Origin of the sequence: Chromobacterium sp. Panama (genome assembly GCF_003052555.1) — a bacterium.
Taxonomy (GTDB): Bacteria; Pseudomonadota; Gammaproteobacteria; order Burkholderiales; family Chromobacteriaceae; genus Chromobacterium.
Window position 1 is genome coordinate 550,700 of sequence record NZ_QARX01000001.1, and the last position, 25,991, is coordinate 576,690.

Annotated in this window: 26 protein-coding genes; 18 read left to right on the forward strand and 8 right to left on the reverse strand. The window is 64.2% G+C overall.

Annotation, left to right across the window (positions count from 1 at the left end):
• Positions 1 to 194: 194 nt before the first annotated feature.
• The 12 genes from deoA to DB032_RS02650 all read left to right on the forward strand — a co-directional run bounded on the left by deoA (position 195) and on the right by DB032_RS02650 (position 10,920).
• Positions 195 to 1,520, forward strand: coding sequence for a thymidine phosphorylase (deoA, locus tag DB032_RS02595; RefSeq protein ID WP_107798133.1), 1,326 nt, complete (start codon positions 195 to 197; stop codon positions 1,518 to 1,520).
• 15 nt (positions 1,521 to 1,535) lie between these two features.
• A complete protein-coding gene (locus DB032_RS02600) occupies positions 1,536 to 2,750 on the forward strand; it encodes a phosphopentomutase (RefSeq protein WP_107798134.1) in 1,215 nt (404 codons plus the stop codon).
• A gap of 70 nt (positions 2,751 to 2,820) precedes the next feature.
• On the forward strand, positions 2,821 to 3,531 hold the full coding sequence (gene deoD / locus DB032_RS02605) for a purine-nucleoside phosphorylase (RefSeq protein ID WP_043632219.1): 711 nt from the start codon (positions 2,821 to 2,823) through the stop codon (positions 3,529 to 3,531).
• 499 nt (positions 3,532 to 4,030) lie between these two features.
• Positions 4,031 to 4,459, forward strand: a complete 429-nt coding sequence (gene rplM, locus DB032_RS02610; RefSeq protein ID WP_019102901.1) for a 50S ribosomal protein L13 — start codon at positions 4,031 to 4,033, stop codon at positions 4,457 to 4,459.
• Between the two features lie 15 nt (positions 4,460 to 4,474).
• A complete protein-coding gene (gene rpsI / locus DB032_RS02615; protein ID WP_019102900.1) occupies positions 4,475 to 4,867 on the forward strand; it encodes a 30S ribosomal protein S9 in 393 nt (130 codons plus the stop codon).
• 156 nt (positions 4,868 to 5,023) lie between these two features.
• Positions 5,024 to 6,052: an N-acetyl-gamma-glutamyl-phosphate reductase gene (gene argC, locus DB032_RS02620; RefSeq protein WP_107798135.1), complete on the forward strand. Its 1,029-nt coding sequence runs from the start codon at positions 5,024 to 5,026 to the stop codon at positions 6,050 to 6,052.
• Between the two features lie 219 nt (positions 6,053 to 6,271).
• Positions 6,272 to 6,604: an iron-sulfur cluster insertion protein ErpA gene (gene erpA / locus DB032_RS02625; protein WP_197083112.1), complete on the forward strand. Its 333-nt coding sequence runs from the start codon at positions 6,272 to 6,274 to the stop codon at positions 6,602 to 6,604.
• A gap of 62 nt (positions 6,605 to 6,666) precedes the next feature.
• On the forward strand, positions 6,667 to 7,518 hold the full coding sequence (locus DB032_RS02630; RefSeq protein ID WP_107798136.1) for a CheR family methyltransferase: 852 nt from the start codon (positions 6,667 to 6,669) through the stop codon (positions 7,516 to 7,518).
• A 67-nt stretch (positions 7,519 to 7,585) separates the two neighbouring features.
• A complete protein-coding gene (locus DB032_RS02635) occupies positions 7,586 to 8,842 on the forward strand; it encodes a D-amino acid dehydrogenase (protein WP_107798137.1) in 1,257 nt (418 codons plus the stop codon).
• A 115-nt stretch (positions 8,843 to 8,957) separates the two neighbouring features.
• Positions 8,958 to 10,166 carry a formate-dependent phosphoribosylglycinamide formyltransferase gene (gene purT, locus DB032_RS02640; RefSeq protein ID WP_107798138.1) on the forward strand — a complete coding sequence of 403 codons (1,209 nt, stop codon included), beginning with the start codon at positions 8,958 to 8,960 and terminating at the stop codon, positions 10,164 to 10,166.
• Entirely contained in the window at positions 10,163 to 10,555 is a 393-nt protein-coding gene (locus tag DB032_RS02645) for a group II truncated hemoglobin (protein ID WP_227106904.1), read from the forward strand. The genes purT and DB032_RS02645 overlap by 4 nt, the downstream gene beginning before the upstream one ends.
• Before the next feature lie 74 nt (positions 10,556 to 10,629).
• A complete protein-coding gene (locus DB032_RS02650; protein WP_146176564.1) occupies positions 10,630 to 10,920 on the forward strand; it encodes a hypothetical protein in 291 nt (96 codons plus the stop codon).
• 65 nt (positions 10,921 to 10,985) lie between these two features.
• Here the strand turns inward: DB032_RS02650 and DB032_RS02655 are convergent, their stop codons facing one another.
• Both DB032_RS02655 and DB032_RS02660 read right to left on the reverse strand, forming a co-directional pair.
• Positions 10,986 to 11,411 (reverse strand): PaaI family thioesterase, encoded by a 426-nt coding sequence (locus tag DB032_RS02655; protein ID WP_107798140.1) that lies wholly within the window; start codon positions 11,409 to 11,411, stop codon positions 10,986 to 10,988.
• Between the two features lie 73 nt (positions 11,412 to 11,484).
• The gene (locus DB032_RS02660) at positions 11,485 to 11,844 is read right to left on the reverse strand and encodes a dihydroneopterin aldolase (protein ID WP_048415680.1); all 360 of its coding nucleotides are present in this window, start codon (positions 11,842 to 11,844) and stop codon (positions 11,485 to 11,487) included.
• 73 nt (positions 11,845 to 11,917) lie between these two features.
• On the opposite strand from DB032_RS02660, the gene plsY reads away from it, so the two are divergent.
• Positions 11,918 to 12,547, forward strand: coding sequence for a glycerol-3-phosphate 1-O-acyltransferase PlsY (plsY, locus tag DB032_RS02665; RefSeq protein ID WP_107798141.1), 630 nt, complete (start codon positions 11,918 to 11,920; stop codon positions 12,545 to 12,547).
• Positions 12,548 to 12,609: 62 nt separating this feature from the next.
• Here plsY and DB032_RS02670 read toward each other — a convergent pair whose 3' ends face one another.
• Complete coding sequence (locus DB032_RS02670) at positions 12,610 to 13,569, reverse strand: histone deacetylase family protein (RefSeq protein ID WP_107798142.1); 960 nt, start codon at positions 13,567 to 13,569, stop codon at positions 12,610 to 12,612.
• Between the two features lie 73 nt (positions 13,570 to 13,642).
• Here DB032_RS02670 and DB032_RS02675 point away from each other — a divergent pair, with 73 nt between their 5' ends.
• Genes DB032_RS02675 through DB032_RS02685 form a run of 3 tightly spaced genes read left to right on the forward strand, consistent with a single transcriptional unit; the run spans position 13,643 to position 17,415 of the window.
• Positions 13,643 to 14,539 (forward strand): MoxR family ATPase, encoded by an 897-nt coding sequence (locus DB032_RS02675; protein WP_107798143.1) that lies wholly within the window; start codon positions 13,643 to 13,645, stop codon positions 14,537 to 14,539.
• Positions 14,523 to 15,491 carry a DUF58 domain-containing protein gene (locus DB032_RS02680; protein ID WP_107798144.1) on the forward strand — a complete coding sequence of 323 codons (969 nt, stop codon included), beginning with the start codon at positions 14,523 to 14,525 and terminating at the stop codon, positions 15,489 to 15,491. The genes DB032_RS02675 and DB032_RS02680 overlap by 17 nt, the downstream gene beginning before the upstream one ends.
• A complete protein-coding gene (locus DB032_RS02685; protein WP_107798145.1) occupies positions 15,478 to 17,415 on the forward strand; it encodes a DUF3488 and transglutaminase-like domain-containing protein in 1,938 nt (645 codons plus the stop codon). The genes DB032_RS02680 and DB032_RS02685 overlap by 14 nt, the downstream gene beginning before the upstream one ends.
• Before the next feature lie 52 nt (positions 17,416 to 17,467).
• Here the strand turns inward: DB032_RS02685 and rpoS are convergent, their stop codons facing one another.
• The 5 genes from rpoS to nadA all read right to left on the reverse strand — a co-directional run bounded on the left by rpoS (position 17,468) and on the right by nadA (position 22,084).
• The gene (gene rpoS, locus DB032_RS02690) at positions 17,468 to 18,415 is read right to left on the reverse strand and encodes an RNA polymerase sigma factor RpoS (RefSeq protein WP_019102885.1); all 948 of its coding nucleotides are present in this window, start codon (positions 18,413 to 18,415) and stop codon (positions 17,468 to 17,470) included.
• A 49-nt stretch (positions 18,416 to 18,464) separates the two neighbouring features.
• The gene (locus tag DB032_RS02695) at positions 18,465 to 19,724 is read right to left on the reverse strand and encodes a peptidoglycan DD-metalloendopeptidase family protein (protein ID WP_233246640.1); all 1,260 of its coding nucleotides are present in this window, start codon (positions 19,722 to 19,724) and stop codon (positions 18,465 to 18,467) included.
• The gene (locus tag DB032_RS02700) at positions 19,637 to 20,308 is read right to left on the reverse strand and encodes a protein-L-isoaspartate(D-aspartate) O-methyltransferase (RefSeq protein WP_019102883.1); all 672 of its coding nucleotides are present in this window, start codon (positions 20,306 to 20,308) and stop codon (positions 19,637 to 19,639) included. Before DB032_RS02700 ends, DB032_RS02695 begins: the two co-directional genes overlap by 88 nt.
• On the reverse strand, positions 20,290 to 21,036 hold the full coding sequence (gene surE, locus DB032_RS02705) for a 5'/3'-nucleotidase SurE (protein WP_048415674.1): 747 nt from the start codon (positions 21,034 to 21,036) through the stop codon (positions 20,290 to 20,292). The genes DB032_RS02700 and surE overlap by 19 nt, the downstream gene beginning before the upstream one ends.
• Before the next feature lie 130 nt (positions 21,037 to 21,166).
• A complete protein-coding gene (gene nadA / locus DB032_RS02710; protein WP_107798147.1) occupies positions 21,167 to 22,084 on the reverse strand; it encodes a quinolinate synthase NadA in 918 nt (305 codons plus the stop codon).
• A 188-nt stretch (positions 22,085 to 22,272) separates the two neighbouring features.
• On the opposite strand from nadA, the gene DB032_RS02715 reads away from it, so the two are divergent.
• The gene (locus tag DB032_RS02715; protein WP_107801638.1) at positions 22,273 to 23,283 is read left to right on the forward strand and encodes a cation diffusion facilitator family transporter; all 1,011 of its coding nucleotides are present in this window, start codon (positions 22,273 to 22,275) and stop codon (positions 23,281 to 23,283) included.
• Positions 23,280 to 25,955 (forward strand): bifunctional acetate--CoA ligase family protein/GNAT family N-acetyltransferase, encoded by a 2,676-nt coding sequence (locus DB032_RS02720; RefSeq protein WP_107798148.1) that lies wholly within the window; start codon positions 23,280 to 23,282, stop codon positions 25,953 to 25,955. The genes DB032_RS02715 and DB032_RS02720 overlap by 4 nt, the downstream gene beginning before the upstream one ends.
• Positions 25,956 to 25,991 lie beyond the last annotated feature (36 nt).

Genomic DNA, 25,991 nt, shown 5'->3' on the forward strand with positions numbered 1-25,991 from the left:
GCTGACAAAACCCCTGATGCTGCGTTGCACCGACTTGTCGTACTCAAGTACTGCCTGCGTCGGTGCGCCTTGCCTCAGGTGCGCTAAGCGGTTTTGTTAGCGGCTCTTAATTCTTGGCCGTGGCGTGGGTCCCGGCCATTATTTATTGCTCGCGGCGGGTTTCGCCGCGGCAGGCGCAAGGCAGGGAGAATGCCATGTTTTTGCCTCAGGAAATCATTCGCAAGAAACGCGACGGCCAGGCGCTGTCGCAACAGGACATCCAGCAGTTCGTCGCCGGCATCACCGACGGCAGCGTGGCGGACAGCCAAATCTCCGCGCTGACCATGGCGGTGTACTTCAACGGCATGGCGTTGGAAGAAAACGTGCACATGGCGCTGGCGATGCGCGACTCCGGCCGCCGCATGCACTGGGGCGACCTTAATTTGCCGGGCCCAGTGGTGGACAAGCATTCCACCGGCGGCGTCGGCGACGTGGTGTCGCTGATGTTGGGGCCGATGGTGGCCGCCTGCGGCGGCTTCGTGCCGATGATCTCCGGCCGCGGCCTGGGCCATACCGGCGGCACGCTGGACAAGCTGTCGGCGATCCCCGGCTACAATCCCTTCCCCAGCCCGGACGAGTTTCGCCGCGTGGTCAAGGACGTGGGCGTGGCCATCATCGGCCAGACTTCTGACCTGGCGCCGGCCGACCGCCGCGTTTACGCGGTGCGCGACGTGACCGCGACGGTGGAGTCGGTGGCGATGATCACCGCGTCCATCCTGTCCAAGAAGCTGGCCGCCGGCCTGGACGCCCTGGTGATGGACGTGAAGGCCGGCACCGGCGCCTTCATGCCGACGATGGAGAAATCCGTGGAGCTGGCCGAGCGCATCGTCAAGGTGGGCAACGGCGCCGGCGTGGCCACCAGCGCGCTGATCACCGAGATGAGCCAGCCCCTGGCCTGGACCGCCGGCAACAGCATAGAAACCCGCGAGGCGGTGCGTTACCTGAAGGGCGACGAGCGCAATCCGCGCTTGCATGAAGTGACCATGGCGCTGTGCGCCGAGATGCTGGTGGTGGGCAAGCTGGCCAAGGACGAGGCCGAGGCGCGCGACAAGCTGCAGACCGCATTGGATTCCGGCCGCGCCGCCGAGATCTTCGGCCGCATGGTGGCCGCGCTGGGCGGCCCGGCCGACTTCATGGAGAACTATGATTCCCATATGGCGGCCGCGCCCATCGTGCGCCCGGTGTTTGCGGAACGCGCCGGCTTCGTCGGCGGCATGGACACCCGCGGCATCGGCATGGCGGTGTGCGCGCTGGGCGGCGGACGCCGCCTGCCCAGCGACGAGCTGGACTTCCGCGTTGGTCTGTCCCGCTTCGTCGAGCTGGGCCAGCGCATCGACGCCGGCGCGCCCTTGGCTTATATTCATGCGGCCGACGAAAACAGCTTCGCCGACGCGGAGCGCCGCCTCAAGGCGGCGATCCAACTGGCAGACGCGGCACCTTCCGCGCTGCCGCTGGTCTATCAGAAGATTCGCCAGCAGTAATCCCGGAGCGGCAATATGAAACGAGCCATCATTCTGATTCTGGACTCGCTGGGCATCGGCGCCGCCGCCGACGCCCCGCAGTTCGGCGACGCCGGCAGCAATACGCTGGGCCACATCGCCATGGAGGCGGCCGCCGGCCGCGCCAACGTCGGCCGCCACGGCGCGCTGACCCTGCCCAATCTGTCCCGCATGGGCTTGGGCCACGCCTGCCGCTTGTCCTCCGGCTATTTCCCGGAAGGCATGGACCCGGCCGAGCCGGTGGCGGCTTACGGTTACGCGCGCGAGCTGTCCAGCGGCAAGGACACGCCGTCCGGCCATTGGGAAATCGCCGGCGTGCCGGTGCTGTTCGACTGGGGCTATTTCAGCGATCACGACAACAGCTTCCCGCAGGAGCTGCTGGACGCCATCGTCGCCAAGGCGGAGCTGCCCGGCTATCTGGGCAACTGCCACGCCTCCGGCACCGAGATTCTGGACCGTCTGGGCGAGGAGCATATGAAGAGCGGCAAGCCCATCTTCTACACCTCGGCGGATTCGGTGTTCCAGATCGCCTGTCATGAAGAGACGTTCGGGCTGGAGCGGCTGTATCAGCTGTGCAAGATCACCCGCGAACTGCTGGAGCCCTACAATATCGGCCGCGTCATCGCGCGGCCCTTCGTGGGCGAGGGCAAGGGCCAGTTCGTGCGCACCGGCAACCGCAAGGACCTGGCGGTGGAACCGCCGGCAACCACGGTGCTGGAAAAGCTGGCCAAGGCCGGCGGCGACGTGGTGTCCATCGGCAAGATCGCCGACATCTACGCCCATGTGGGCATCACCCACAAGCACAAGGCCACCGGCTTTGATCAGCTGTGGGACGCCACCCTGGGCGCGATGCGCGATCATGGCGAACGCCCGGCCATCATCATGGCCAACTTCGTCGACTTCGACTCCAGCTACGGCCACCGCCGCGACACCGCCGGCTACGCCCGCGCGCTGGAGGAGTTCGACGCGCGGCTGCCGGAAGTGATGGCGGCGCTGGGCGACGACGATATCCTGATCCTGTCCGCCGACCACGGTTGCGACCCCACCTGGGAAGGCACGGACCATACCCGCGAACATATTCCGGTGCTGTGCTACGGCAAGAAGGTGCCGGCGGGCTCGCTGGGCGAGCGCGCCACCTTCGCCGACATCGGCCAGACCGTGGCGGCCCACCTGGGCCTGAGCCCTATGGATTACGGCCAGTCCTTCCTGTGAGGCGAGGCTGAATGACGCACGCCCCGGCGTCTGTGCGCCGGGGCTCTTTTGAATCTGGAGACTAAAGACGATGGCGACCCCGCATATCAACGCCCAGCCGGGCGATTTTGCCGAAACCGTATTGATGCCCGGCGATCCGCTGCGCGCCAAGATGATCGCGGAAACCTTCCTGGAAGACGCCAAGCTGGTGACCACGGTGCGCAATGTGTTCGGCTACACCGGCACTTACCAGGGCAAGCGCCTGTCGGTGATGGCCCACGGCATGGGCATTCCGTCCGCCAGCATCTACACCACCGAGCTGATCAAGGACTACGGCGTCAAGAACATCATCCGCATCGGTTCCTGCGGCGCGGTGACGCCGGACATCAAGCTGCGCGAACTGTTCGTCGCCATGGGCGCGTCCACCGACAGCAAGGTCAACCGCATGCGCTTCAACGACCACGACTACGCCGCCATCGCCGATTACGGCCTGCTGCGCGCCGTGGTGGACACCGCGGCGGAGCAGGGCAAACCGGTGACGGTGGGCAATGTGTTCTCCGCCGACCTGTTCTACGGCGTTCAGCCCAATATGCTGGAAGTGCTGGACAAGATGCAGGTCAAGGTGATCGAGATGGAACTGGCCGGCATCTACAGCGTGGCCGCGCAATACGGCGCGCGCGCGGTGGGCATTCTGACCGTGTCCGACATCATCCCCACCGGCGAGGCCACCAGCGCCGAAGAGCGTCAAACCACTTTCCGCGACATGATGGAAGTGGCTTTGGCGGCGGCGATCAAGCTGTAAGCCTTTGCCGATTGTCAGACAGCATGGCGGGGGCAGGGCTCCCGCCTTAGCGTTGCCAGGCGGGGAAATCAGGGTAAAAAATGAAATCGCCTTATTTTTTCCTTGCAGTGCCGCAGTGCTTTTGTCCTTGATTTAACAGAGACTCCAGCCAGATGTGGCGTAAAAAGCCACGCTTTATAGTGCAATGCACAAAAAGCCTTGCAATGAAGCAAACCTATGCAGATAATGAAACCTGCATCAGGACGTGGCATGCAAAGTGTGCGTTTTGGTGTTGTCTCCTCCATCCTCCTTCTTTAGGTGGAACTTGGCGCAACAAAGCTAGATGTTGCGCTTTTTTTTTGTCCCGCCGCCGCTAATCCCCTTATTCCGCCTGCATTTTCCCCTCTGCGCGAGCACCGCCGTCAAGTAGCCGGATTTCTGTTGTCTCACAAGGGTTTGACAGCTGGATCGGGGCTGTAATAGAATCCGTAACTTTCAAGAATTACGATGGAAGAGTTCCATGAAGACCTTTTCTGCCAAGCCGCATGAGGTTAAACGCGACTGGTTTGTGGTCGATGCCAACGACAAGGTTTTGGGCCGCCTCGCCGCTGAGATCGCCCGTCGCCTGCGTGGCAAGCACAAGCCGGAATACACCCCGCACGTAGATACCGGCGATTTCATCGTCGTGGTCAACGTCGAGAAGCTGCGCGTTACCGGTGCCAAGGCACAAGACAAGAAGTACTACCGTCACTCCGGCTACCCGGGTGGTATCTACGAGCGCAGCTTCACCGAACTGCAAGACAAGTTCCCTGAGCGCGTTCTGGAAAAAGCCGTTAAAGGCATGCTGCCGAAGGGCCCGCTGGGTTACGCCATGATCAAGAAGCTCAAGGTGTACTCCGGTTCCGAGCATCCGCACACTGCTCAACAGCCGAAAGTGCTGGAAATCTGATTTTAAGGCGTAGAAATGAACGGTAAATACTACTACGGCACCGGCCGTCGCAAGAGCTCCGTTGCTCGCGTGTTCATGCAAAAGGGCTCGGGCCAGATCATCGTTAACGGCAAGCCCGTTGATGAATATTTCGCTCGTGAAACCGGCCGCATGGTAATCCGCCAGCCGCTGGCGCTGACCGAAAACCTCGAGTCCTTCGACATCAAGGTGAACGTTGTCGGCGGCGGCGAAACCGGCCAAGCCGGCGCGATCCGTCACGGCATCACCCGCGCGCTGATCGACTTCGACACCGCGTTGAAGCCGGCTCTGTCCGCTGCTGGTTACGTGACCCGCGACGCTCGTGAAGTTGAGCGTAAAAAAGTCGGCCTGCGCAAAGCTCGCCGCGCCAAGCAGTTCTCCAAGCGTTAATTCGCCGAATTCTGTTTTCAAGAAAACCGCCTGCGTTTGCCAGGCGGTTTTTTCTTGCCTGTCGTTTCTCCGCTTCCATCCCATCCATATTGCAAGGCAGCATCGCAGTGCCTACACTGTCGTTTTTGCGACGCGCTTTTACATAAAGGAATGGGCATGATCAAGGTGGGAATCGTCGGGGGCACCGGCTACACGGGTGTCGAACTGCTGCGCTTGCTGGCGGGCCATCCGTCGGCGCGCGTGACCGCGGTCACCTCGCGCAAGGAGGCCGGCATGAAAGTGGCCGACCTGTTCCCCAGCTTGCGAGGCCGCATCGATCTGGCCTTCTCCACGCCCGACGAAGCGCGCTTGCGGGATTGCGATGTGGTGTTTTTCGCCACACCCAACGGCATTGCGATGAACGAGGCGCGAGAATTGCTGGCCGCCGGCGTGCGGGTGGTGGATCTGGCCGCCGATTACCGGATCCGGGACGTCGCCGAATGGGAAAAATGGTACGGCATGAGCCACGGCTCGCCGGACCTGGTGGCCGAAGCGGTGTACGGTCTGCCGGAAATCAACCGCGAGGCCATCCGCGGCGCGCGGCTGGTGGCGAATCCGGGCTGCTATCCGACCGCGGTGCAATTGGGCTTCCTGCCCTTGATCGAAGCCGGCGCGGTGGAGCTTTCCAGCCTGATCGCCGATTGCAAGTCGGGCGTGTCCGGCGCAGGGCGCAAGGCGGAGGTGGGCGCCTTGCTGGCCGAGGCGGGAGATTCCTTCAAGGCTTACGGCGTGTCCGGTCACCGGCATTTGCCTGAAATCCGCCAGGGCCTGGGCCGGGCGGCCGCGCAGCCGGTGGGCCTGACCTTCGTGCCGCACCTGACGCCGATGATACGCGGCATCCACGCCACGCTTTACGCGCGGCTGAAGGCCGACGTGGACGTGCAGGCATTGTTCGAGCGCCGCTACGAGGGCGAGCACTTCGTCGACGTGCTGCCGACCGGCAGCCACCCGGAGACGCGTTCGGTGCGCGGCGCCAATGTCTGCCGCATCGCCGCGCACAGGCCGCAGGGCGGGGATACCGTGGTGGTGTTGTCGGTGATAGACAATCTGGTCAAGGGCGCGGCCGGCCAGGCGGTGCAGAACATGAACCTGATGTTCGGCCAGCCGGAGCGGGCCGGACTGGACATCGTTCCCTTGCTGCCTTGAGGCGTCGGAGCATGCGCGGAAAGAACTAGTTCGCTTGAAGACTCGCCATCGGCCCCAATATCCGACTAAAATAGTGGGTGAATGCCGCTCTGCCGGCTTTAGAAGGGGTTTGAGAAACCGCAGCGCGCACGCAGCCAGGCCGCTAGCGGACCGTTGGCGGGTTTCTCAAGGCTCCGGAACTGAATTGCGAGGTTTGACATGACTACTGCTGCAACTGAAATGCCGTCCCCGATCAACTTCAGCGCAAGCGCTTGTTCCAAGGTGCAGGAGCTGATCGCCGAGGAAGGCAATCCCGATCTGAAACTGCGCGTCTTCGTGACCGGCGGCGGCTGCTCCGGCTTCCAATACGGTTTCACATTTGACGAAATTGCAAATGAAGACGATACCGCTATAGAGAGACAAGGCGTGACCTTCCTGGTGGATCCGATGAGCTACCAGTACCTGGTCGGCGCCGAAATCGATTATCAGGAAAGCCTGGAGGGCTCCCAGTTCGTGATCCGCAATCCGAACGCCACCACCACCTGCGGTTGTGGTTCGTCGTTCTCGGTGTGATCCGGACGCGGTAGAATACAGGCTCGGGCTTTTGCCCGGGCCTTTTTTATGGGGACAACAAAATGAATAAGCCGCCACCCGTCGTCTTGCCGAAGATCGAATTCACCCGTGAGTTCGCGTTTAGCGACGCCGACTTCGAGCGCATTCGCAAACTGATCTACAAGGAAGCGGGCATTTCGTTGAACCCGTCGAAGAAAGACATGGTTTACGGCCGCCTGGTGCGTCGCATCCGCGAACTGAAGCTGCCCGGCTTCGCCGCCTACGTCGATTTCCTGGAGTCGATCAGCGGCAAGCGCGAGTTCGAACAGTTCGTCAACGCGCTGACCACCAATCTGACTTTCTTCTTCCGCGAAGAACACCATTTCCCGCTGCTGGCCGAGCATCTTAAGAAAAAAGCGACGGCCGGCGGAGAACTGGCGATCTGGTGCGCGGCCTCGTCCACCGGCGAAGAGCCGTACTCGCTGGCGATCACCGCGCTGGAGGCGGTGCCGGGCGCGCGCATCAGCGTGTTGGCCACGGACTTGGACACCAGCGTGCTGGAAACCGGCCGCAAGGGCATTTACGCCGCCGACAAGGTGGCGCGCCTGCCGCCGGGCTACGCCGCCAAGTATTTCGACAAGCAGCCGGACGGCAGCTTCCAGGCCAAGGCCCAGCTGCGCAATATGATCACCTTCCAGCGTTTGAACCTGGTGGAGAGCAACTGGTCGGTCAAGCGCCAGTTCGACGCCATTTTCTGCCGCAACGTGATGATTTATTTCGACCGCGACACTCAGTTCGGCGTGCTCAAGCGCTTTGCGCCGCTATTGAAGCCGGACGGCCTGCTCTTTGTCGGTCATTCCGAGAATTTCTATTTCGCGTCGGACTATTTCCATCTGCGCGGCAAGACGGTTTACGAGCACGCGAAGAAGCCGTAACGGCAGATCGCGGCTGGCACGGCCAATGGGCAAGCGGGTCTTGCCCATTGGCTTTTGTGGAGAGTCGATGCGAGTAGTTGTCCTGGGCGCCGGCGTCATCGGCGTATCCACCGCCTGGTTTTTGGCGGAGAAGGGCCACCAGGTGGTGGTGGTGGACCGCGCCAGCGGCGCGGCGAGAGAAACCAGTTTTGCCAACGGCGGCCAGATTTCAGTCAGCCAGTCCGAGCCTTGGGCCAATCCGCGCGCGCCGTGGCGGGTGTTGCGCTGGCTGCTGCGGGACGACGCGCCGCTGCTGTTCCGGCCGCGGCTGGACGCGCAGCAATGGCGCTGGGGCCTGGATTTCCTGCGGGAATGCCTGCCGGGACGCAGCCAGCGCAATATGTGCCAGATGGTGGCGCTGGGCTTGTACAGCCGCGAGACGCTGCGCGGTTTGCGCCGGGAACTGGGCATCGATTACCAGCAATTGCAGCGGGGCATTCTGACCCTGCTGTTCTCCGATGCGGAACGGGCCCAGGCCCAGGCCGGCTGCGCGCGGCTGCAAGCGCTGGGCGTGGAGAAAAGCCTGCTGACGCCGTTGCAGGCGCTGGAGCGGGAGCCGGCCTTGGCGCGCATTCTGCCTGAACTGAGCGGGGCGTGCTGGAGCCCGGACGACGAATCCGGCAATGTCCATCTCTTCACCGTCGCCCTGGCCCAGGCTTGCGCTATGCGGGGCGTGGAGTTCCGCTTCCAGACCCGGGTCAACGCGCTGGAGCGCGCGGACGGGGAGGTGAGCGGCGTCTCCGTCACCGCGGCCGACGGCGCTTACGAGCGGCTAGAGGCGGACGCCTATGTCTTGGCGCTGGGTTCTTATTCTCCCTTGTTGGCGGCGCAGGCCGGCTTGCGCTTGCCGGTGTACCCGGCCAAGGGTTATTCCGCCACCCTGCCGATTCTGGACGCCGCCGCCGCGCCGCTGACCAGCATTACCGACGAAGCCCACAAGGTGGTGGTGTCGCGGCTGGGCGACGAGCTGCGCATCGCCGGCACCGCAGAATTGTCCGGTTATTCCACCCATCTGGAGCCGCGGCGTTGCGACTTGCTGCTGCAGCGCGGCCGCGCCTTGTTCGGCGACGCCTGCGACTGGGAGCGCGCGCGTTTCTGGAGCGGCCTGCGGCCGGCCACCCCGGGCAATGTGCCGCTGATCGGCCCCAGCCGCTTGCGGCGCTTGTATCTGAACACCGGCCACGGCACCTTGGGCTGGACCGAGGGCGCCGGCTCCGGGCGGGCGCTGGCCGAGATCATCAGCGGCGAAACGCCGGCGCTGGATTTCGCGTTCTGCCGCGCCTGAGCGATAGGTTGAACTGAAGCGAGCCGATGCCCGACGCATGGTAAAATCGCGCCGATTCGGATTCCCATCGTCCGCCGCCGGCGGGCCAAGCCATTCATTTGCAAGGAAGATCGTCATGCGTATCGGAACGCCGCAAAGTCGCAGTGCCGTCAGGGTGATGTTGTTGGGCAGCGGGGAGCTGGGCAAGGAGGTGGTGATCGCCTTGCAGCGGCTGGGCGTGGAAACCATCGCCGTGGACCGCTACGCCGGCGCGCCGGCGATGCAGGTCGCCCACGCCAGCCACGTGATCGACATGTCGGACGCCGCGGCCTTGCGCCGGCTGGTGGAGCAAGTGCGCCCGCATCTGATCGTGCCGGAGATCGAGGCCATCGCCACCGACGAGCTGTTGCGCATCGAGGCGGACGGTCTGGCCGAGGTGATACCCACCGCGCGCGCCGCCCATCTGACGATGAACCGCGAAGGGATACGGCGGCTGGCGGCGGAGGAGCTGGGCCTGCCCACCTCGCCGTACGCTTTCGCCTCCAGCTTGGAAGAATTGCAAGCCGCAATCGACGACGGCATCGGCTACCCCTGCCTGGTGAAGCCGGTGATGTCGTCCAGCGGCAAGGGCCAGTCGCTGTTGCGCGGGCCGGAGGACGTGGCTCAGGCTTGGCAATACGCCGCCAGCAGCGGCCGGGTGGACAAGGGCCGGGTGATCGTCGAGGGCTTCATTGATTTCGATTACGAAATCACCCAGCTGACCGTGCGCGCGGCGGACGGCGCGGGCGGCATCGCCACGCATTTCTGCGCGCCGGTCGGCCATTTGCAGCGCAGCGGCGATTACGTGGAGAGCTGGCAGCCCCAGCCCATGAGCGAACTGGCCTTGCTGCGCGCGCGCGAAGTGGCCAAGGCGGTGACCGACGCGTTGGGCGGCCGCGGTCTGTTCGGCGTCGAGCTGTTCATCAAGGGCGAACAAGTGTGGTTCTCCGAGGTGAGCCCGCGGCCGCACGATACCGGCTTGGTGACGCTGGCCACCCAACGCTGGTCCGAGTTCGAGATGCACGCGCGCGCCATCCTGGGCCTGCCGGTGGACGCGGAGATCTCCAGCGCCGGCGCGTCGGCGGTGATATACGGCGGCCTGGACGAGGCCGGCATCGTTTTTGACGGCGTGGACCAGGCTTTGCGGGTGCCGGGCGCGGACCTGCGCTTGTTCGGCAAGCCTGAAAGTTATTTGAAGCGCCGCATGGGCGTGGCGCTGGCCACGGCCGAGACGGTGGAACAGGCCCGCGAGCGGGCCAGGACAGCGGCCGCGCTGGTGCGGCCGACGACGGGGAATGAAGCGTGAGCGATGAAGTGCGGGAAATGACGCCCTATCAATTATTGGGCGGCGAAGGCGTGGTGCGTTGGCTGACGGACCGCTTTTACGACATCATGGACAGCGATCCGTCGGTCAAGCCGCTGCGCGACATGCATCCGCAGGATCTGGCCGGTTCGCGCCAGAAGCTGTTCATGTTCCTGTCCGGCTGGCTGGGCGGCCCGTCCTTGTACATGGAGGCCTTTGGCCACCCGCGGCTGCGCATGCGCCATATGCCGTTTGCGGTGGACGAGGCGGCGCGCGATCAATGGATGTCCTGCATGCGCCGCGCGGTGGATGAATTGGTGGCCGAAGATTGGTTGAAGCAAAAACTGATCGAAGCTTTTCACAACACCGCCGACTTCATGCGCAATCAATAAAAAACTTGCGGCCGGCGCGCCATTGTCCATGATGAGAGAAGGTTCTCGCATTTCATCTGGCGGAGATGGAGCGCATGGCATGCAAGCTGTTGCTGTTGTGGCTGGGACTGTGGGCGGGCGCGGGCGCCGCGGCGGCGTGTCTGCCGCAAGCCTGGGCCTGCGCCTCTCCGTCCGACGGGGAGATCAAATCCGCGCCCCGGGACGCCGGCAAGGACATCTTCATCGGCGGTCTGCGCTTTGAGCGGGAGGCGGTCAGCAACCGTTTGTCGCTATCTCCGGTGCTGGACCTGAACAAGCAAGCCCAACTGTCTTTGCGTCTGACGCCCAAGCAGTTTGGCCTGCGTTTGAAAGTGAACACCGACTGAGAGCCTGCTCCACCCCTCCTTTTCGCCCACAAGACCGCGAATGCGCTCCAAGTCCCGGCATCGTTTCAGGTTCCGGACAGAGGCGGAATCGAGTAGGTGCCGGTGACATGGGCCACCGCTTCTTCCAGCTCGGCCGACAGCAGCAAGACTTCCCCCACCGCCAAACGTTTGCCCAGCTTCAGAATGCGGCCTTCCGCGATCACGTCCGCCGGCGGCGGCTTGCGCAGGAAGTTGATGTTGAGGCTGGTGGTCACCGCCAGCTCCACCCGCCCTATCATCCCCAGCACCACCGCGTACAGCGTGGCGTCCGCCAGCGCCATCAAGGCGGGGCCGGCGATCGTGCCGCCCGGCCGGATCAAATCCGGGTTGAAGCGCATGCGCAACACCGCGCCGCCGTCGGCGATGGATTCGGTTTGGATGCCGAACAGGCGGACCAAGGGCAGTTCCTGATCGATCAGGTTCTGGAATTCCGGGACGGATAAGCGAGACATGAGGCGCTCCGGCGCTGTGATCTAAACATCATCAAGCGCCGGGGCGCGGGCGTCAATGCCCGGCGGCTCGGCTTCAGCGCGGGCGGTGGCCGCGTTCGATCAAGACGCCGACGCGCTTGACGCCGGGCAGGATGCCCAGCTTGGTGACCGAGACGCGCGCCCAGGGCGCGCCGAAGTCTTCGCGGATCACCTTGGCGATGTATTCGGCCAGCGCTTCCAGCAGCAGGAAATGCTGTTCGGACAGCGCCTTGCGCAGCCGCTCCACCACCACGCCGTAGTGTATGGTGTCGCCGATATTGTCGCTGTGACAGGGCGCTTCGCTGGGAATGCCGATTTCCAGGTCGATTTCAATGGTTTGCGGGGCTTTCCGCTCCCATTCGTAGACACCGATAATGGTGTCGGCGCGCACTTCGCGCAGGAATATGATGTCCATCAGTCTGTCTGGGAGTTGGGGTTTGCCGCCCGATACCGTAAAATCCGAAGCCTTCTATTCTAATGGATACACCATGACCACGACAGCTTTTGCCTTTGTTGTTGCGGCCTATCTGATCGGCTCGCTCTCGTTCGCGGTGATTGTCAGCAAGGCCATGGGCATGGCCGACCCGCGCAGTTACGGTTCCGGCAACCCCGGCGCCACCAATGTGCTGCGCAGCGGCAAGAAGCTGGCGGCGGCGCTGACCCTGCTCGGCGACGGGATCAAGGGCTGGGTGGCGGTGGCGCTGACCGCCTGGTTCGGGCCGCGATACGGCCTGGGCGAGCAGGCGATCGCGCTGGCGGCGCTGGCGGTGCTGATCGGCCACATGTGGCCGGTGTTCTTCGGCTTCAAGGGCGGCAAGGGCGTGGCCACCGCGGTGGGCGTGCTGTTGGGCTTCAGCCCGTGGCTGGCGCTGGCGGCGCTGGCCACCTGGCTGTTCGTCGCCTTCGTGCTGAAGATTTCCTCGCTGTCCGCCATCGTCGCCTGCGTGCTGACGCCGGTGTACGCCTACTTCATCGTCGGGCCGCAGAGCGTGTACTTCGGCAGCTGCATCATCATCGCCATCCTGGTGGTGCATCGCCACAAGTCCAATCTGATCAAGCTCTTGACCGGTCAAGAGGACAAAATAGGCGACAAGGGGACGGACAAGAGTTCTTCCTGAGCCTTGCTTAAGCCATGAAAAGGCCGTTTTTTGGACGGCCTTTTGTTTTGGCGCGGTCTGTTTCAGCCGTCGGACAGCACCCGCAGATGGGCGGCCACGCTGCGGCCCAGCGCGGACAGATCGTAGCCGCCCTCCAGCACCGAGACCACGCGGCCGTCGGCGTAGAGGTCGGCGATCTGCATCAGGTGGCGGGTCACCCACTCGTAGTCGGCCTCCACCAGTCCCAGCGAACCCATATCGTCTTCGCGATGAGCGTCGAAGCCGGCGGAAATGAAAAGAATCTGCGGCTGGAAGTCGTGCAATAGCGGCAGCCACACCGTTTCCACCGCCTCGCGGAACTCGCGGCCTCCGCTGCCGGCCTTGAGCGGCACATTGTGCATGTTCGGGCCCAGCGGCTCGTCGCCGCTATAGGGATAGAAGGGGTGCTGGAAGATGGACACCATCAAGACCCGCGGATCGTCGCGCAGGATTTCCTCGGTGCCGTTGCCGTGGTGGACGTCGAAATCTATCACCGCCACCCGTTCAAACTGATAATGGGCCAGCGCATGGGTGACGCCGATCGCCAGATTGTTGAAGAAGCAGAAGCCCATCGCCTTGCCGCTTTCGGCGTGATGGCCGGGCGGGCGGATCGCGCAGAAGGCGTTGGGCGCCTTGTCCTCCGCCACCAGTTCCACCGCCTTGACCACGGCGCCGGCGGCGCGCCGGGCGGCTTGCAGCGTGCCGGCGGACATCGCGGTGTCCGGGTCCACGCGAAAAGTGCCTATGCTGGGAGAGCAGGATTCCAGGTATTCGAGATAGTGGGGGGGATGCACGCGGGCCAGTTGCTGTTCGGTGACTTCCGGCGCTTCGATCTCTTGCAGCCCGTCCAGAATCTGCGAGGCCATCAATTGATCGCGGATGGCGATCAGGCGCTCGGGGCATTCCGGGTGGCCGACGCCCATATTGTGTTGCAGGCATTCGGGATGGGAGATGTAGGCGGTGAGGCCTGAGCGCTGCAAGCGTTTTTTCAGCCAGGTCAACACGTGCGATTCCTTGTTGCGTACAATGAACGCAGGATATCCGATATCGATAAATAGTGCGCGTTAGCAGGTGCAAATGCAATCTCTCTCCATTGCGTATCGTCAACTGAATCAGCTGATCCTGGGCAAGCCGCAGGCGATCCGCCTGGCCTTGACCTGTCTGATCGCCCGGGGGCATTTATTGATCGAGGACGTGCCCGGCGTGGGCAAGACCACGTTGGCCCACGGTCTGGCCGGGGTCTTGGGCCTGGAATATCGCCGGGTGCAGTTCACCAGCGATCTGCTGCCTTCGGACATTCTCGGTGTCAATATCTATCAGCGCGATTCCGCCTCCTTCCACTTCCATCAAGGCCCGGTGTTTTCCCAGGTGCTGCTGGCCGACGAGATCAATCGCGCCTCGCCCAAGGTCCAGTCCGCCTTGCTGGAGGCAATGGAGGAGCGCCAGGTTTCGGTCGACGGCGCCACCTATCCCTTGCCCGAGACCTTCTTCGTCATCGCCACCCAGAACCCGGCGGAGCAGGCCGGCACTTTTCCGTTGCCGGAGTCGCAGCAGGACCGCTTCTTGATGCGCATCTCCCTGGGCTACCCGCCGCGCGAGGCCGAACTGGCCTTGCTGCAAGGCGAAGACCGCCGTCAGCTGCTGGCCAAGCTGGTGCCGGCCCTGCGTCCCGGCGACTTGATCGCGCTGCAGCGCCAGGCCGCGGAGCTGACGGTCAGTCCCGCCTTGGCCGGCTATGTGCTGGCCTTGGTCGAAGCCACGCGCCGCGACAGCCGCTTCGCCTCGGGGCTGAGCCCGCGCGCCGGTCTGGCGCTGGCGGCTGCGGCGCGCGCCTGGGCCTTGCTGGAAGGGCGCGATCACGTGCTGCCGGAGGACGTGAAAGCGGTCTTTCCCAGCGTGGCCGGCCATCGCCTGCTCGGGGGAAACGGCGGCGACGCCGCCAGCGGCCTGCTCGCCCATGTTCCCATTCCTTGATCCGCGTCGCCGTCTGCGGCAATGGATGTTGCGCCGCGCGACGCCGCAGCAGCATTGCCGGCTGGAGCAAAACCGCATCTATCTGCTGCCCACCCGTTTCGGCATGACGCTGGGCCTGGTGGCGCTGGCGGTATGGATAGGCGCTTTGAACTACGACGTCAGCCTTGCTTACGCGCTGTCGTTCTGGGTGGCCGGTTTATTGCTGGTGGCCGTGCTCTTGGCTTACCGGCAGCTGGCCGGCCTGCAGCTGCGCGCGCTGGACGCGGAGCCGGTCTTCGCCGGCGACGCCGCGCGTTTCCGCGTCTTGCTGAAGCATGAGGACGAGGGCGAGCGTCAACTGAGCCTGGCGCTGGAGGACGGGATGGAAACCCGGATTGACCGTCTGCCCGGCGGAGCGGAGTTCGAGGTGGAGCTGAGCGTTTGCGGCAGCCGGCGCGGCTATATGGCCCTGCCGGCTTGCCAGGTCTGGAGCGAGGCGCCGTTCGGCCTGGTGCGCGCCAGCGCCTGGGTCAGGCTGAGGGCCCAGGTGCTGTTGTTTCCCGCGCCCTTGCAGGACGGCCAGCGCGGCCGCAGCCAGGGCGGCGGGGATCAGCCCTGCGAGCTGCCGGGCGAGGAGGAGGACTTCTCCCATCTGGACACGTATCGAGTCGGGGATTCGCCGCGCCGCATCGCCTGGAAAGTGCTGGCGCGCCGCGGTGCGCTGGTCAGCAAGCAGTTCGCCGGGGAAGGGCGGGCCGGCTTGCTGGCCTTGGACTGGCAGGATTACGGTCGAGGCGGCGATGTGGAGCTCAAGCTGTCGCGCCTGGCCTGGCGCGTGGAGCAGTGCGAGCGCCAGCGCCAGCCCTATGTGCTGAAGCTGCCGGTGCGCAACGTGGGGCCGCAGCCGCAACAGCGCTTATTGGCGCTGACGGCTCTGGCCCTGTATCTGGAGCGCGGCGATGAGCGTTCCTGATCGCGCCAGAGTGTGGCCGGCGCTGGCCGCGGTGGCCTTGAGCGCCGCGCCGCTATGGCTGCATCTGCCGTTTTGGCTGGTCGCCTTGGCCTTCGCCTTATTGCTGGGCAAGGCGGCCTTGGTTTGGCGGCGCAGAGCGCCTCCGGCGTTCTGGTGGTTGTTGCCCCCCTTGCTGCTGGCCGCCTGGCTGTCCTGGCGCACGCTGGGCACCCTGGTGGGGCGCGAGGGCGGCGTCGGCATTTTGCTGTTGCTGCTGGGGTTCAAGGCGCAGGAGTGCGCTCAGTTGCGGGATTGGCGGGTGTTGATCGCCTTGGGGGTGTTTCTGGCCGCCATGCCCTTGCTGTTCGACCAGTCGCCGTTGGCCGCGGCCTGGCTGGCCGTGAGTTTGTTGGCGCTGACCGGCGCGATGGCGGCGCTGGAGGGCGCGCCATGGCGCGGCAGCTTGCGCTCCGCCGCGTCGGCCCTGGGCTTGGCGCTGCCCTTGATGCTGGTCTTGTTCGTGATGATGCCGCGGCTGTCCGGCCCCTTGTGGAGCATGCCCAGCGAACCGGGCAGGCAGGCGGTCAGCGGCCTGGGCGACAGCCTGGAGCCGGGCAGCGTCAGCCAGCTGATTCTGAGCCGGGAACCGGCGTTTTCCGCGGTGTTCCCGCAGCGGGCGCCGCCGCGGGAGCAGATGTACTGGCGGGTCTTGTTGCTGGACCGCTTCGACGGCAGCCGTTGGAGCGGCGACGGGGAGGCGCGCGGCGCGGGAGCGGAGGGCGTCAGCGGTGGGGAGACGGTGGAGTACGCGGTTACGCTGGAGCCGGACAAGGGGCGCTTGCCGGCGCTGGATGTGCCGCTGCCGGACGAGGCGTCGCGTTTGCGGTACGGCATGGTGTTGCGCGGGGACGCCAAGGACAGGAGGACTCAGCGTTTTTATGCCATCAGCCGCTTAGGCGCGCGTTATCAGGCGGGTTTGTCCGAGTCCGAGCGCGCGTTTTACCTGCGCTTGCCGCCCGGCAATCCGCGCGCGCGCGCTTGGGCGCGAGAGCTGGCGGCGCGCGGGGAGGGCGCTTTCGCGCAGGCCGCCTTGCAAGCGTTTCGAAGCCAGGGCTTTCGCTATACGCTGAATCCGCCCTTGCTGGACCGGCAAGACGAGGTCGATCAATTCCTGTTTTCCAGCCGGCAGGGCTTTTGCGAGCATTACGCGTCGGCACTGGCGTTTCTGGCGCGCGCCGCGGGCATGCCGGCGCGGATTGTCGTCGGTTATCAGGGCGGAGAATACAATCCGGTGGGGCGTTTCTGGCAGGTGAAGTCGTCCGACGCGCACGCCTGGGTGGAGATTTGGCTGGCGGAAAGCCGGCAATGGCTGCGCGTCGATCCCACCAGCGCGGTGGCACCGCTGCGCCTGGCGGATGGCGCGGAGCAGAGCGTGCCGGCCTTGAGGGAGCGCGGGATGGCGGGTTTGCCGCCGGCCTGGTTGCGCAATCTGCGCCAGAACTGGCAGGCCGCGGGTTTCGCCTGGCAGCAATGGGTGGTGGGCTACGACGCCGCGCGGCAGCGCAATGTGTTTCAACGCTTGGGCCTGGGCGAGAGCGTGAGCGCGAGCAGCGTGTTGCAGGCCCTGTTCGTCGGCGTCTTGCTGGCGGGTTTGCCGCTGGCCTGGTGGTGGCGAAGGGGGCGCGGACGCGAGGAGCCGATGGCGAGGGGCTGGCGGCTGTTATTGGCGCAATTGCGCCGGCGGCGGATAGAGGCCGGTCCTTGCGACGGGCCCTTGGAGCTGTTGCGTCGCGCCAAGCCCGACCTGGCGGCTGCGGAATACGCGCAGTTGAAAACCCTGGTGAGCGAATACGTGGCCTTGCGTTATCGTTCGCGCGCCGCGGACGCCGCCCGGCAGCGGGACTGGCTGCGTCGTAGCCGTCGTTTCCGTCTGGCGCGGAAATGACGAAGCCCCCGGGGGGCCGGGGGCTGCTGGCTGCGGTCGACGCTGGCGCGCGCTACAGCAGGAAGTCCTTGGAGATGCCCTTGCGGCGCAGGATGCGGCGCAGCTGTTCCAGGCCTTCGATCTGGATCTGGCGCACGCGTTCGCGGGTCAGGCTCAGCGCGGCGGCCAATTCCTCCAGCGTGCAGATCTCGTAGCCGTTCAGACCGTAACGGCGTTCGATCACCAGTTTCTGCTTCTCGTTCAACTGGCCCAGCCATTCATGGACGAAGTGCTCCAGCTGGCTGTTGTGCAACTGGATTTCCGGCTCGTCGTGCTGCTCGTCCGGGATGGACTCGCCGATAGACAGCATCGGATCGATGTCCAGCGGCGCGTCCAGCGAGGCCATGCGCTCGTTGAGGTTCATCACCTTGCGCACATCGTCCACCGGCTTGCCCACCAGGTGGGCGATTTCGTCCAGCGTCGGCTCGCGGCCGATCTGGCTTTCCAAGTGGCGCGAAGCGCGCAGATAAACGTTGAGCTCCTTGATCACGTGCACCGGCAGGCGGATGGTGCGAGATTGGTTCATGATGGCGCGCTCTATGCTCTGGCGTATCCACCAGGTGGCATAGGTGGAGAAGCGGAAGCCGCGCTCGGGGTCGAACTTCTCCAGCGCGTGCATCAGACCGATATTGCCTTCCTCGATCAGATCCAACAGCGCCAGGCCGCGGTTGATGTAATGCTTGGCGATGTTCACCACCAGCCGCAGATTGTGTTCGATCATCTTCTGCCGCGCTTCGAACTCTCCGGCCACCACGCGGCGGGCCAGAGCCAGTTCTTCCTGCGGCGTCAACAGGGCGTTGTTGCCGATATCGTTGAGGTAGATTTGGGTGACGTCGGCAACTTCTTCGTATACCGGCTGCGCTTCGCCGACTTCCTCTGCCTCCACTTCGGCAACGGCTTCCTCATTGCTTTCCTCGTCGAGAATTTCTTGCTCTTCGAGAATGTCGAGTTCGCTACTCATGTTCTACCCCCGTCTCTTTCTGATCCTGGACGGGGGCCCCGGCCGCCCGTCAGGACTTATGGTCAAGGTACTGCATCGGATCCACCGGCTTGCCGAGGCGGCGGATTTCAAAGTGCAGTTTCACTTGGTCGGCGTCGGAATTGCCCATTTCGGCAATCTTCTGCCCTCGCTTGACAGACTGGCCCTCCTTTACGAGCAACTGGCTATTGTGGGCGTAGGCCGACAGGAAGGATTTATTGTGCTTGATGATGATCAGCTTGCCGTAGCCACGCAGGCCGGTGCCGCTGTACACCACTTTGCCGTCTCCCGCCGCCAACACCGGCTGGCCGCTGCGGCCGCTGATGTCTATGCCCTTGCTGCTATCGGAATATCCCCGGATCATCTTGCCTTCGGTCGGCCACAGCCACGGCACCGCGTCTTCGTCCGTTTTCGCCGCGGGCTTGCTGGCCTCGGGCTTGCTGGACGGCGTTGCCGCCGGCGCTTCGGTCTTGGCCGGAGCGCTTGCCGTCGCCGGCGAGCCGGCGGCGCTGATCGGGGCTTGAGCGTTCTTGTTGTTGCCCGGTCCTCCCTCGCTCTGGGCGGACAGGGTTTTTGCTGCTTCTGCGCTGTATGGCAGTTTCAGGGCTTTGGGGTAGGCCTTGACACCGCCTGCTTGGACAGTTGCGCTTTCCACCGGCGCGCTGGGCTGAACCGGCGCGGCGCCGGCCGTCGGCTGGCCGGCGTTGGCCGCAGGAGGGGCATCGCCGCCGGGCGGGGTCAAGCGCAGTACTTGTCCTACTTTGATGTTGTTGTCCGGCAGGTTGTTCCAGGCCGCGACGTCCTTGTATTTCAGGCCGTTGTTCAGAGAGATGCGGAACAGGTTTTCCCCCGGCTGAACCACATGGGTCTTTTCTTTTGTTGTTGCGCCCGCCGCCGAGGCGGAGCCTATCGGCGTGGCGGACACTCCTCCGTTATCCTGGTACGGCGTCGTCACCGCCGCACTGTTGCCGCCTGTCGCGACGGGCGCCGAAGGCGGCGCGCTGCGCGCGACGGCCGGCGTTGCGCTTTCCACGGGGGCCGGTTGCTGGGCGATGCTGCTGCATCCGCTCAGGGCGATGCCGATCGAAGCCGTGAATATATATGCATAGCTGCAATGCATTTTTAGCATACTTTTGTTTTTTATAGTCTGTTTAAGTGATTTGATAAATTGTCGGACAAAGAAACTGTTGTGTTTTTGCAGTTTTAACTGCGTCCGGCAAGCAAGGGTACGAATTTCACCGGGTCCAGCCGGCTTTTCTGCAGGCCTTGCGCGGTTTTCTCTATCAGCCACAAGTACTGTTCCTCTTCGCCTATCGGCATGATCATGCGGCCGCCGTCGTTGAGTTGTTCGACCAGGGCCTGGGGGATGTTGCGCGCGGCGGCGGTCATGATGATGCCGTCGAAGGGCGCGGCCTCGGCCAGGCCGAAATGGCCGTCGCCGTGGACCAGGCGGGCGTGCACCAGCTTGGCGGCGCGCAAATTGCGTCTGGCTTTGTCAAGAATGACGCCCAAGCGTTCAATGGAGTAGACCTCGGCGCCGGTCTTCAGTAGCACCGCGGTCTGATAGCCGCAGCCGGTGCCTATCTCCAATACTTTGCCCGGTTTCTTGCCATTCAACAGGATTTCCGTCATCCGCGCCACGGTGAAAGGCTGGGAGATGGTCTGGCCGTGGCCTATGGGCAGCGACACGTCGTCGTAGGCGCGGGTGGCCAGCGCCTGGTCTACAAACAGGTGACGCGGCACGTCCGACATCGCGGTGAGCACGCGTTCGTCGGCCACGCCGTTCTGGCGCAGGCGCTCGACCATGCGGCGTCGGGTGCGGTCGGAAAGCATGCCGTAAGCCGGCTGGCCCGGCGTCAGCTGTGGTGTAGCCATGTTTTGATTCCGTCTAGTTGGCCATAGGCGGTTAAATCCAGCATTAGCGGCGTCACTGAAATATCGTTGTTGGCCAGCGCGCCGAAGTCCGTGCCCGCGCCGGCGTCCTGCACATTGCCGACCGGTCCTACCCAGTATATCGTCTCGCCGCGAGGATTCTGAGACTTGATCACCGGCTGCGCGCAGTGGCGGCGGCCCAGGCGGGTGACGGTCAATTGGCCCAGCGCTTCCGGAGCGATATCGGGCACGTTGACGTTGAGCAGCACCGGCTCGCGGAAGGGGTTGCGCTTGCAGCGTTCCACCAGTTGATCGACGACCAGGCCGGCGCTGGCGAAGTGCTGGCCGCTATAGCCGGCCAGCGACACCGCGATGGAGGGAATGCCCAGCATGAAGCCTTCTGTGGCAGCGGCCACGGTGCCGGAGTACAGGGTGTCGTCGCCCATATTGGGGCCGTGGTTGATGCCGCTGAACACCATGTCCGGCTTGAAGTCCAGCATGCCGGTCACGGCGAGGTGCACGCAGTCGGTGGGGGTGCCGTTGACGTAGTGAAAGCCGTTGGCGGCCTTGCGCACGGTCAAGGGGCGATCCAGGGTCAGGGAGTTGCTGGCGCCGCTGCGGTCCCGCTCCGGCGCGACAACGACGACTTCGCCGTGGCGGGACAGGGTTTGCGCCAGCATGGCCAGTCCCGGAGCGAAATAACCGTCGTCGTTGCTGATGAGAAACTTCATGCTGTCTTTCTATTGTTCTTGCCGGCAAAGGTGGCCCGGCTGATTGTATCGCTCCAACGATGACGCGGAAAAGTCCGGCGTGGGAGACGGACAAACAAAACCCGCCGGTGGGCGGGTTGGGGAAAGCGGCTCAGGCGTAGTAACGCTGGCTGAATTCCAGCATGCGCTCGATCGGCAGCCGCGCCGCGTCCATCTGTTCCCGGCTGAGGTAGTCGATGCGCAAGCCCACGCCCTGCTGGGCGCGCTTGACCGCTTCTATGGTGTTCATCTTCATGTACGGACAGGAGTTGCATTGGCAGCCGGCGTAGATCGGCGCCTGACGCAGGTCCAGATCCGGACGGGCCAGTCCCATGTTGTAGAGGATGCCGTCTTCGGTGGCGACGAAGATCACCGCGTCCGGGCTGCCGGAGAATTGCTTGACCCAGTTGAGCATGCCGGAGGTGGAGCCGACGTAATCGGCCTTCTTCAGCACCGGCAGCGGGCTTTCCGGATGGGCGATCAGGTATTTCTCCGCGCCGGCGACCGCGAAGGCCTCGTCCAGCGCCGCTTCGTTGAATTTGTCGTGCACCTCGCACACTGCCGACCACAGCGGCATGTCGTAGCCGTACTGATAGTTGAGGTAGCCGCCCATATTGCGGTCCGGCGAGAAGATCACTTTTTTGCCTTCGGCGTACAGGTGGGCAATGATGTCGTCCACATTGCGGCTGGTGACGATCCAGTCGGACAGCGCTTTGTGCTCGGCGCTGGAGTTGATATAGGAAACGTGCACGTGGTCCGGGTGCTGCTTGCGCCATTTGGCCAGCGCGGCGACGTCGGTCTGTGTCACCAGCGAACAGGTGGAACCGGCGTCGGGCAGAATTACTTCCGCCTGGGGATTGAGGATTTTCGCGGTTTCCGCCATGAAGCGCACGCCGGCAAAAACGATGATGTCGGCATTGGCTTCCTTGGCGTACAAAGAAAGTTCCAGGCTGTCGCCAACCTTGTCGGCCATTTTCTGGATTTCAGGCTGGGTATAGTAATGGGCAAGCGTGACGACGCGTTTCGTCATGATGGATCGACTCCCGCCGCCATCCGGCCTTGTTGGAGCAAGGGGCGCGTGGCGACTTTGTGCGGTGCAGTAAAGAGCTATTGCTAAACAGCAAAGATTAACAATATTGTAGTGTCCGCGCCAGTCCATTCTTGTTAGGCCCTTGCGGCGAAGCGGGGCGCGATGGATTCGGCTTGCCGGAGGTCAAGATGACGTCAAGGTTCAGTCTGCATGATGATGGCTCGGCGGGCGGTGAGCATGACGACGAGCACGATTACAATCACCCGCATCGCCATCCCCACGGCGGGGTGACGGGCGCGGCGGCGCGCGCCGCCAGCATGCGCGCCTTGCGCTGGGTGGCGCTGCTGACGATAGGCTTCGCCTGCGTGGAGGCGGTGGGCGGCTGGGCGACGGGATCGCTGGCCTTGTTGTCGGACGCCGGCCATATGCTGACCGATTCCATTTCGCTGTTGCTGGCCTTGTGGGTGGCGCATATCGGCCGCCGCCCGGCGGACGAGTCGCATTCTTTCGGCCATGGCCGCGCGGAGGTGATAGGCGCGTTTCTGAACAGCCTGTTCATGTTCGGCGTCATCGTTTTCATCGCGGTGGAGGCGGTGCGGCGCTTGCTGGAGCCGCACACGGTCAACGGCCTGGGGGTGATGGGCATCGCCGTGGCCGGCCTGCTGGTGAATGTGCTGGCCGTGTGGATTCTGAGCCGCGGCGCGCACAGCCTTAACAGCAAGGCGGCGCTGCTGCACGTGATGGGGGATTTGCTGGGCTCGCTGGCGGCGATCGCTTCCGGGGCCATCGTGTACTGGACCGGCTGGACGCCGGCGGATCCGATCTTGTCCATGCTGGTGGCCTGTCTGATTCTGTCGTCTACCTGGCGGCTGCTGCGCAAGTCGCTGGCGGTGTTGATGGAGGAGGTGCCGGCGGAGCTGGATTTTAACCGCATCGGCCGTGCCCTGGGCGGCATCGCCGGGGTGAGATCGGTGCACGATCTGCACGTTTGGACCATGGCCGCGGACCGCGTGGCCTTGTCCGCGCATTTGCAAGTGGCCGCGCCGCAGGATTGGCCGCGCATTCTGGCGGCTTGCCAGCGCATGCTGTCGCGCGAGTACGGCATCGATCATGTGACTTTGCAGCCGGAGTGGCCATTGCCGCCGCCGGCGGGGAAAACCGTGCCGGTTACCATTATTTCCGAGGATAAGCATCAATGAGGCCGCATTACCTGACACCGTTGTTTTCGCCGCGCAGCGTCGCCGTGATCGGCGCCAGCGACACGCCGGGCTCGATCGGGCAGGCGGTGTTCGCCAATCTGCTGGCGGGCAACTTCCAGGGCAAGCTGTTTCCGGTCAACCTCAACCACAAGGTGGTGGCAGGGGTGCCCGCGGTGGCTTCGGTGCGTCAGATCAGCGAGCCCGTGGATCTGGCGGTGGTGGTGACCGCCACCCGCACCCTGCCTGCGATCATGAAAGACTGCGGCAAGAAGGGCATCAAGGCGGTGCTGCTGGCCAAGGAGTTCGCCGACAGCGAACAGCTGGAGCGGGAGATCATCAACGAGACGCTGTCCATCAGCCGCCATTTCGGCATCCGCATCCTGGGGCCGAACGTGCTGGGCCTGATGCGGCCGGTGGCCGGCTTCAACGCCAGCAACTACACCAGCAAGGTGAGGCCGGGCAATCTGGCGCTGGTGTCGCAGTCGTCGGCGCTGTGCACGGCGATGCTGGATTGGGCGGACAGCAAGGGCATCGGTTTTTCCAGCGTGATTTCCGTGGGCAACGCGCTGGACGTCGGCTTCGGCGAAATTCTGGATTACCTGGTGGCGGACAACTTCACCCAGGGCATTCTGTTGCATGTCCACCACATTCACGACGCGCGCCGCTTCATGTCGGCGCTGCGCGCCGCGGCGCGCACCAAGCCGGTGGTGGTGATCAAGTCCGGCCGCTATGAGGACGCGGTGACCGGGGTCACGCATTCCAGCAATCTGGTGGAGAGCGGCGATGTGTTCGACGCCGCGCTGGCGCGCGCCGGCGTGCTGCGGGTCGACACCATCGCCCAGCTGTTCACGGCGGCCAAGGTGCTGGCGGCCAACTACCGGGTGGGCGGCAAGCGGCTGGCCATCGTCACCAACGGCATCGGCCCCGGCGTGCTGGCCGCCGACAGCGCCTATTCCAACCGGGTGGAGCTGGCCAAGCTGTCCGATTCCACCGTGGAACTGCTCAATGGGGTCTTGCCGCGCAATTGGTCGCACGGCAACCCGCTGGACATCATAGGCGACGCCAGTCCCTCGCGTTTTCGCACCGCGGTGAAGGCCTGTCTGGACGACCCTAATGTGGATGGCGTGATGGTGGTGTTCACCCCGCAGGCCGGCACCGACCACCTGACCACGGCGCAGTTGATGATCGGCTTGCAGCGCGAATCCGCCAAGCCGCTGTTCCTGTCCTGGCTGGGCGACGCCAAGGTGTCGGAAAGCCGCGAACTGTTTTCCAAGGCCAAGTGCGCTCACTTCCGCGCGCCGGAGTACGGCATCGAAGTGTTCCGCAATCTGGCGGCTTATCAGCGCAACCAGCAGTTGCTGTTGCAGACGCCGGGGCCGCTGGAGGGCAAGCGCGCCGACCCGGACGTGGCCAAGGCGCGCAAGGTGATCGCCTCGGCGTTGAAGGACGGCCGCGACATTCTGTCCGAGCGCGAATCCAAGGAGGTGCTGGCCGCCTTCCAGATTCCGGTCAATCCCACCCGGCTGGCGCGCACCGCCAACGAGGCGGTCAAGCAGGCCGACAAGATCGGCTACCCGGTGGTGCTGAAGATCGATTCGCCGGACATCATTTATAAGTCGGACGTTGGCGGCGTGGAGCTGAACATCAGCAATGAGGCGACGCTGCGCGAAGCGTTCGACGCCATCATCGGCCGCACGCGCCAGGCGCGGCCGGAGGCGCGCATCGACGGGGTGTCGGTGCAGCCCATGCGCAAGCGCCGCTTCGCCCGCGAAGTGATGGTGGGCGTCACCCACGACGAAGCCTTCGGGCCAGTGATCACTTTCGGCGCCGGGGGCATCGCGGTGGAGGTGATGCACGACCGCGCGCTATCCCTGCCGCCGCTCAACGGCTATCTGGTGGCCAGCATGATCCGCCATACCCGCATCGGCCAATTGCTGGGCGCGTTCAAGAACCTGCCGGCGGTGGATCAGGACGAGCTGGAGGATGTGCTGCTGCATGTGTCGGAAATGGTGTGCGAGCTGCCCGAGCTGCGCGAGATGGATATCAATCCGCTGGTGGCCGACGAGCAGGGCGTGATCGCGTTGGACGCCCGCATCATCGTCCGGCCGCGGCGGCCGGATTTGAAGCGCTACGCCCATATGGCCATCATGCCTTATCCCAGCCATATGGTGGTGTGCGCCAAATTGAAGGACGGCACCAATGTGATGGTGCGGCCGGTGCGTCCGGAAGATGCGGATATGCAACAGGAGTTCGTGCGCAATCTGTCCGAGGAGAGCCGCTACAACCGCTACCTGTCCAGCATCAAGCAATTGTCGCAAAGCATGTTGGTGCGATTCACCCAGCTGGATTACGACCGCGAGATGGCGCTGGCGATGACGCGCGAACAAAAAGACGGCGAGGAAATGCTGGCGGTGGCGCGTTTCATCACCGATCCGGACAATGAGGGCTGCGAGTTCGCGCTGGAGGTGGCCGACCGCTGGCAAGGCAAGGGCATAGGCTATCTTCTGATGAGCGCCTTGTTCGACGCGGCGCGGGAGCAGGGCCTGAAAGTGATGCGCGGCGAGGTGTTGGCCGGCAATAAGGGCATGTTGAAACTGATGCACAAGCTGGGCTTTTCCGTGGAGCCGCACCCGGAAGACCGGGCCCTGACCATGGTGTCCAAGAGCTTGTAACGGCGGGCTTGACAGGCGTCTTGCATTAAGCGCTTG

Bases quoted from the DNA above. Each gene is read 5' to 3' on its own strand.
- deoA (WP_107798133.1), top strand. From the start codon at position 195: ATGTTTTTGCCTCAGGAAATCATTCGCAAGAAACGCGACGGCCAGGCG.
- DB032_RS02600 (WP_107798134.1), top strand. From the start codon at position 1,536: ATGAAACGAGCCATCATTCTGATTCTGGACTCGCTGGGCATCGGCGCC.
- deoD (WP_043632219.1), top strand. From the start codon at position 2,821: ATGGCGACCCCGCATATCAACGCCCAGCCGGGCGATTTTGCCGAAACC.
- rplM (WP_019102901.1), top strand. From the start codon at position 4,031: ATGAAGACCTTTTCTGCCAAGCCGCATGAGGTTAAACGCGACTGGTTT.
- rpsI (WP_019102900.1), top strand. From the start codon at position 4,475: ATGAACGGTAAATACTACTACGGCACCGGCCGTCGCAAGAGCTCCGTT.
- argC (WP_107798135.1), top strand. From the start codon at position 5,024: ATGATCAAGGTGGGAATCGTCGGGGGCACCGGCTACACGGGTGTCGAA.
- erpA (WP_197083112.1), top strand. From the start codon at position 6,272: ATGCCGTCCCCGATCAACTTCAGCGCAAGCGCTTGTTCCAAGGTGCAG.
- DB032_RS02630 (WP_107798136.1), top strand. From the start codon at position 6,667: ATGAATAAGCCGCCACCCGTCGTCTTGCCGAAGATCGAATTCACCCGT.
- DB032_RS02635 (WP_107798137.1), top strand. From the start codon at position 7,586: ATGCGAGTAGTTGTCCTGGGCGCCGGCGTCATCGGCGTATCCACCGCC.
- purT (WP_107798138.1), top strand. From the start codon at position 8,958: ATGCGTATCGGAACGCCGCAAAGTCGCAGTGCCGTCAGGGTGATGTTG.
- DB032_RS02650 (WP_146176564.1), top strand. From the start codon at position 10,630: ATGGCATGCAAGCTGTTGCTGTTGTGGCTGGGACTGTGGGCGGGCGCG.
- DB032_RS02655 (WP_107798140.1), bottom strand. From the start codon at position 11,411: ATGTCTCGCTTATCCGTCCCGGAATTCCAGAACCTGATCGATCAGGAA.
- DB032_RS02660 (WP_048415680.1), bottom strand. From the start codon at position 11,844: ATGGACATCATATTCCTGCGCGAAGTGCGCGCCGACACCATTATCGGT.
- plsY (WP_107798141.1), top strand. From the start codon at position 11,918: ATGACCACGACAGCTTTTGCCTTTGTTGTTGCGGCCTATCTGATCGGC.
- DB032_RS02675 (WP_107798143.1), top strand. From the start codon at position 13,643: ATGCAATCTCTCTCCATTGCGTATCGTCAACTGAATCAGCTGATCCTG.
- DB032_RS02680 (WP_107798144.1), top strand. From the start codon at position 14,523: ATGTTCCCATTCCTTGATCCGCGTCGCCGTCTGCGGCAATGGATGTTG.
- DB032_RS02685 (WP_107798145.1), top strand. From the start codon at position 15,478: ATGAGCGTTCCTGATCGCGCCAGAGTGTGGCCGGCGCTGGCCGCGGTG.
- rpoS (WP_019102885.1), bottom strand. From the start codon at position 18,415: ATGAGTAGCGAACTCGACATTCTCGAAGAGCAAGAAATTCTCGACGAG.
- DB032_RS02700 (WP_019102883.1), bottom strand. From the start codon at position 20,308: ATGGCTACACCACAGCTGACGCCGGGCCAGCCGGCTTACGGCATGCTT.
- surE (WP_048415674.1), bottom strand. From the start codon at position 21,036: ATGAAGTTTCTCATCAGCAACGACGACGGTTATTTCGCTCCGGGACTG.
- nadA (WP_107798147.1), bottom strand. From the start codon at position 22,084: ATGACGAAACGCGTCGTCACGCTTGCCCATTACTATACCCAGCCTGAA.
- DB032_RS02715 (WP_107801638.1), top strand. From the start codon at position 22,273: ATGACGTCAAGGTTCAGTCTGCATGATGATGGCTCGGCGGGCGGTGAG.
- DB032_RS02720 (WP_107798148.1), top strand. From the start codon at position 23,280: ATGAGGCCGCATTACCTGACACCGTTGTTTTCGCCGCGCAGCGTCGCC.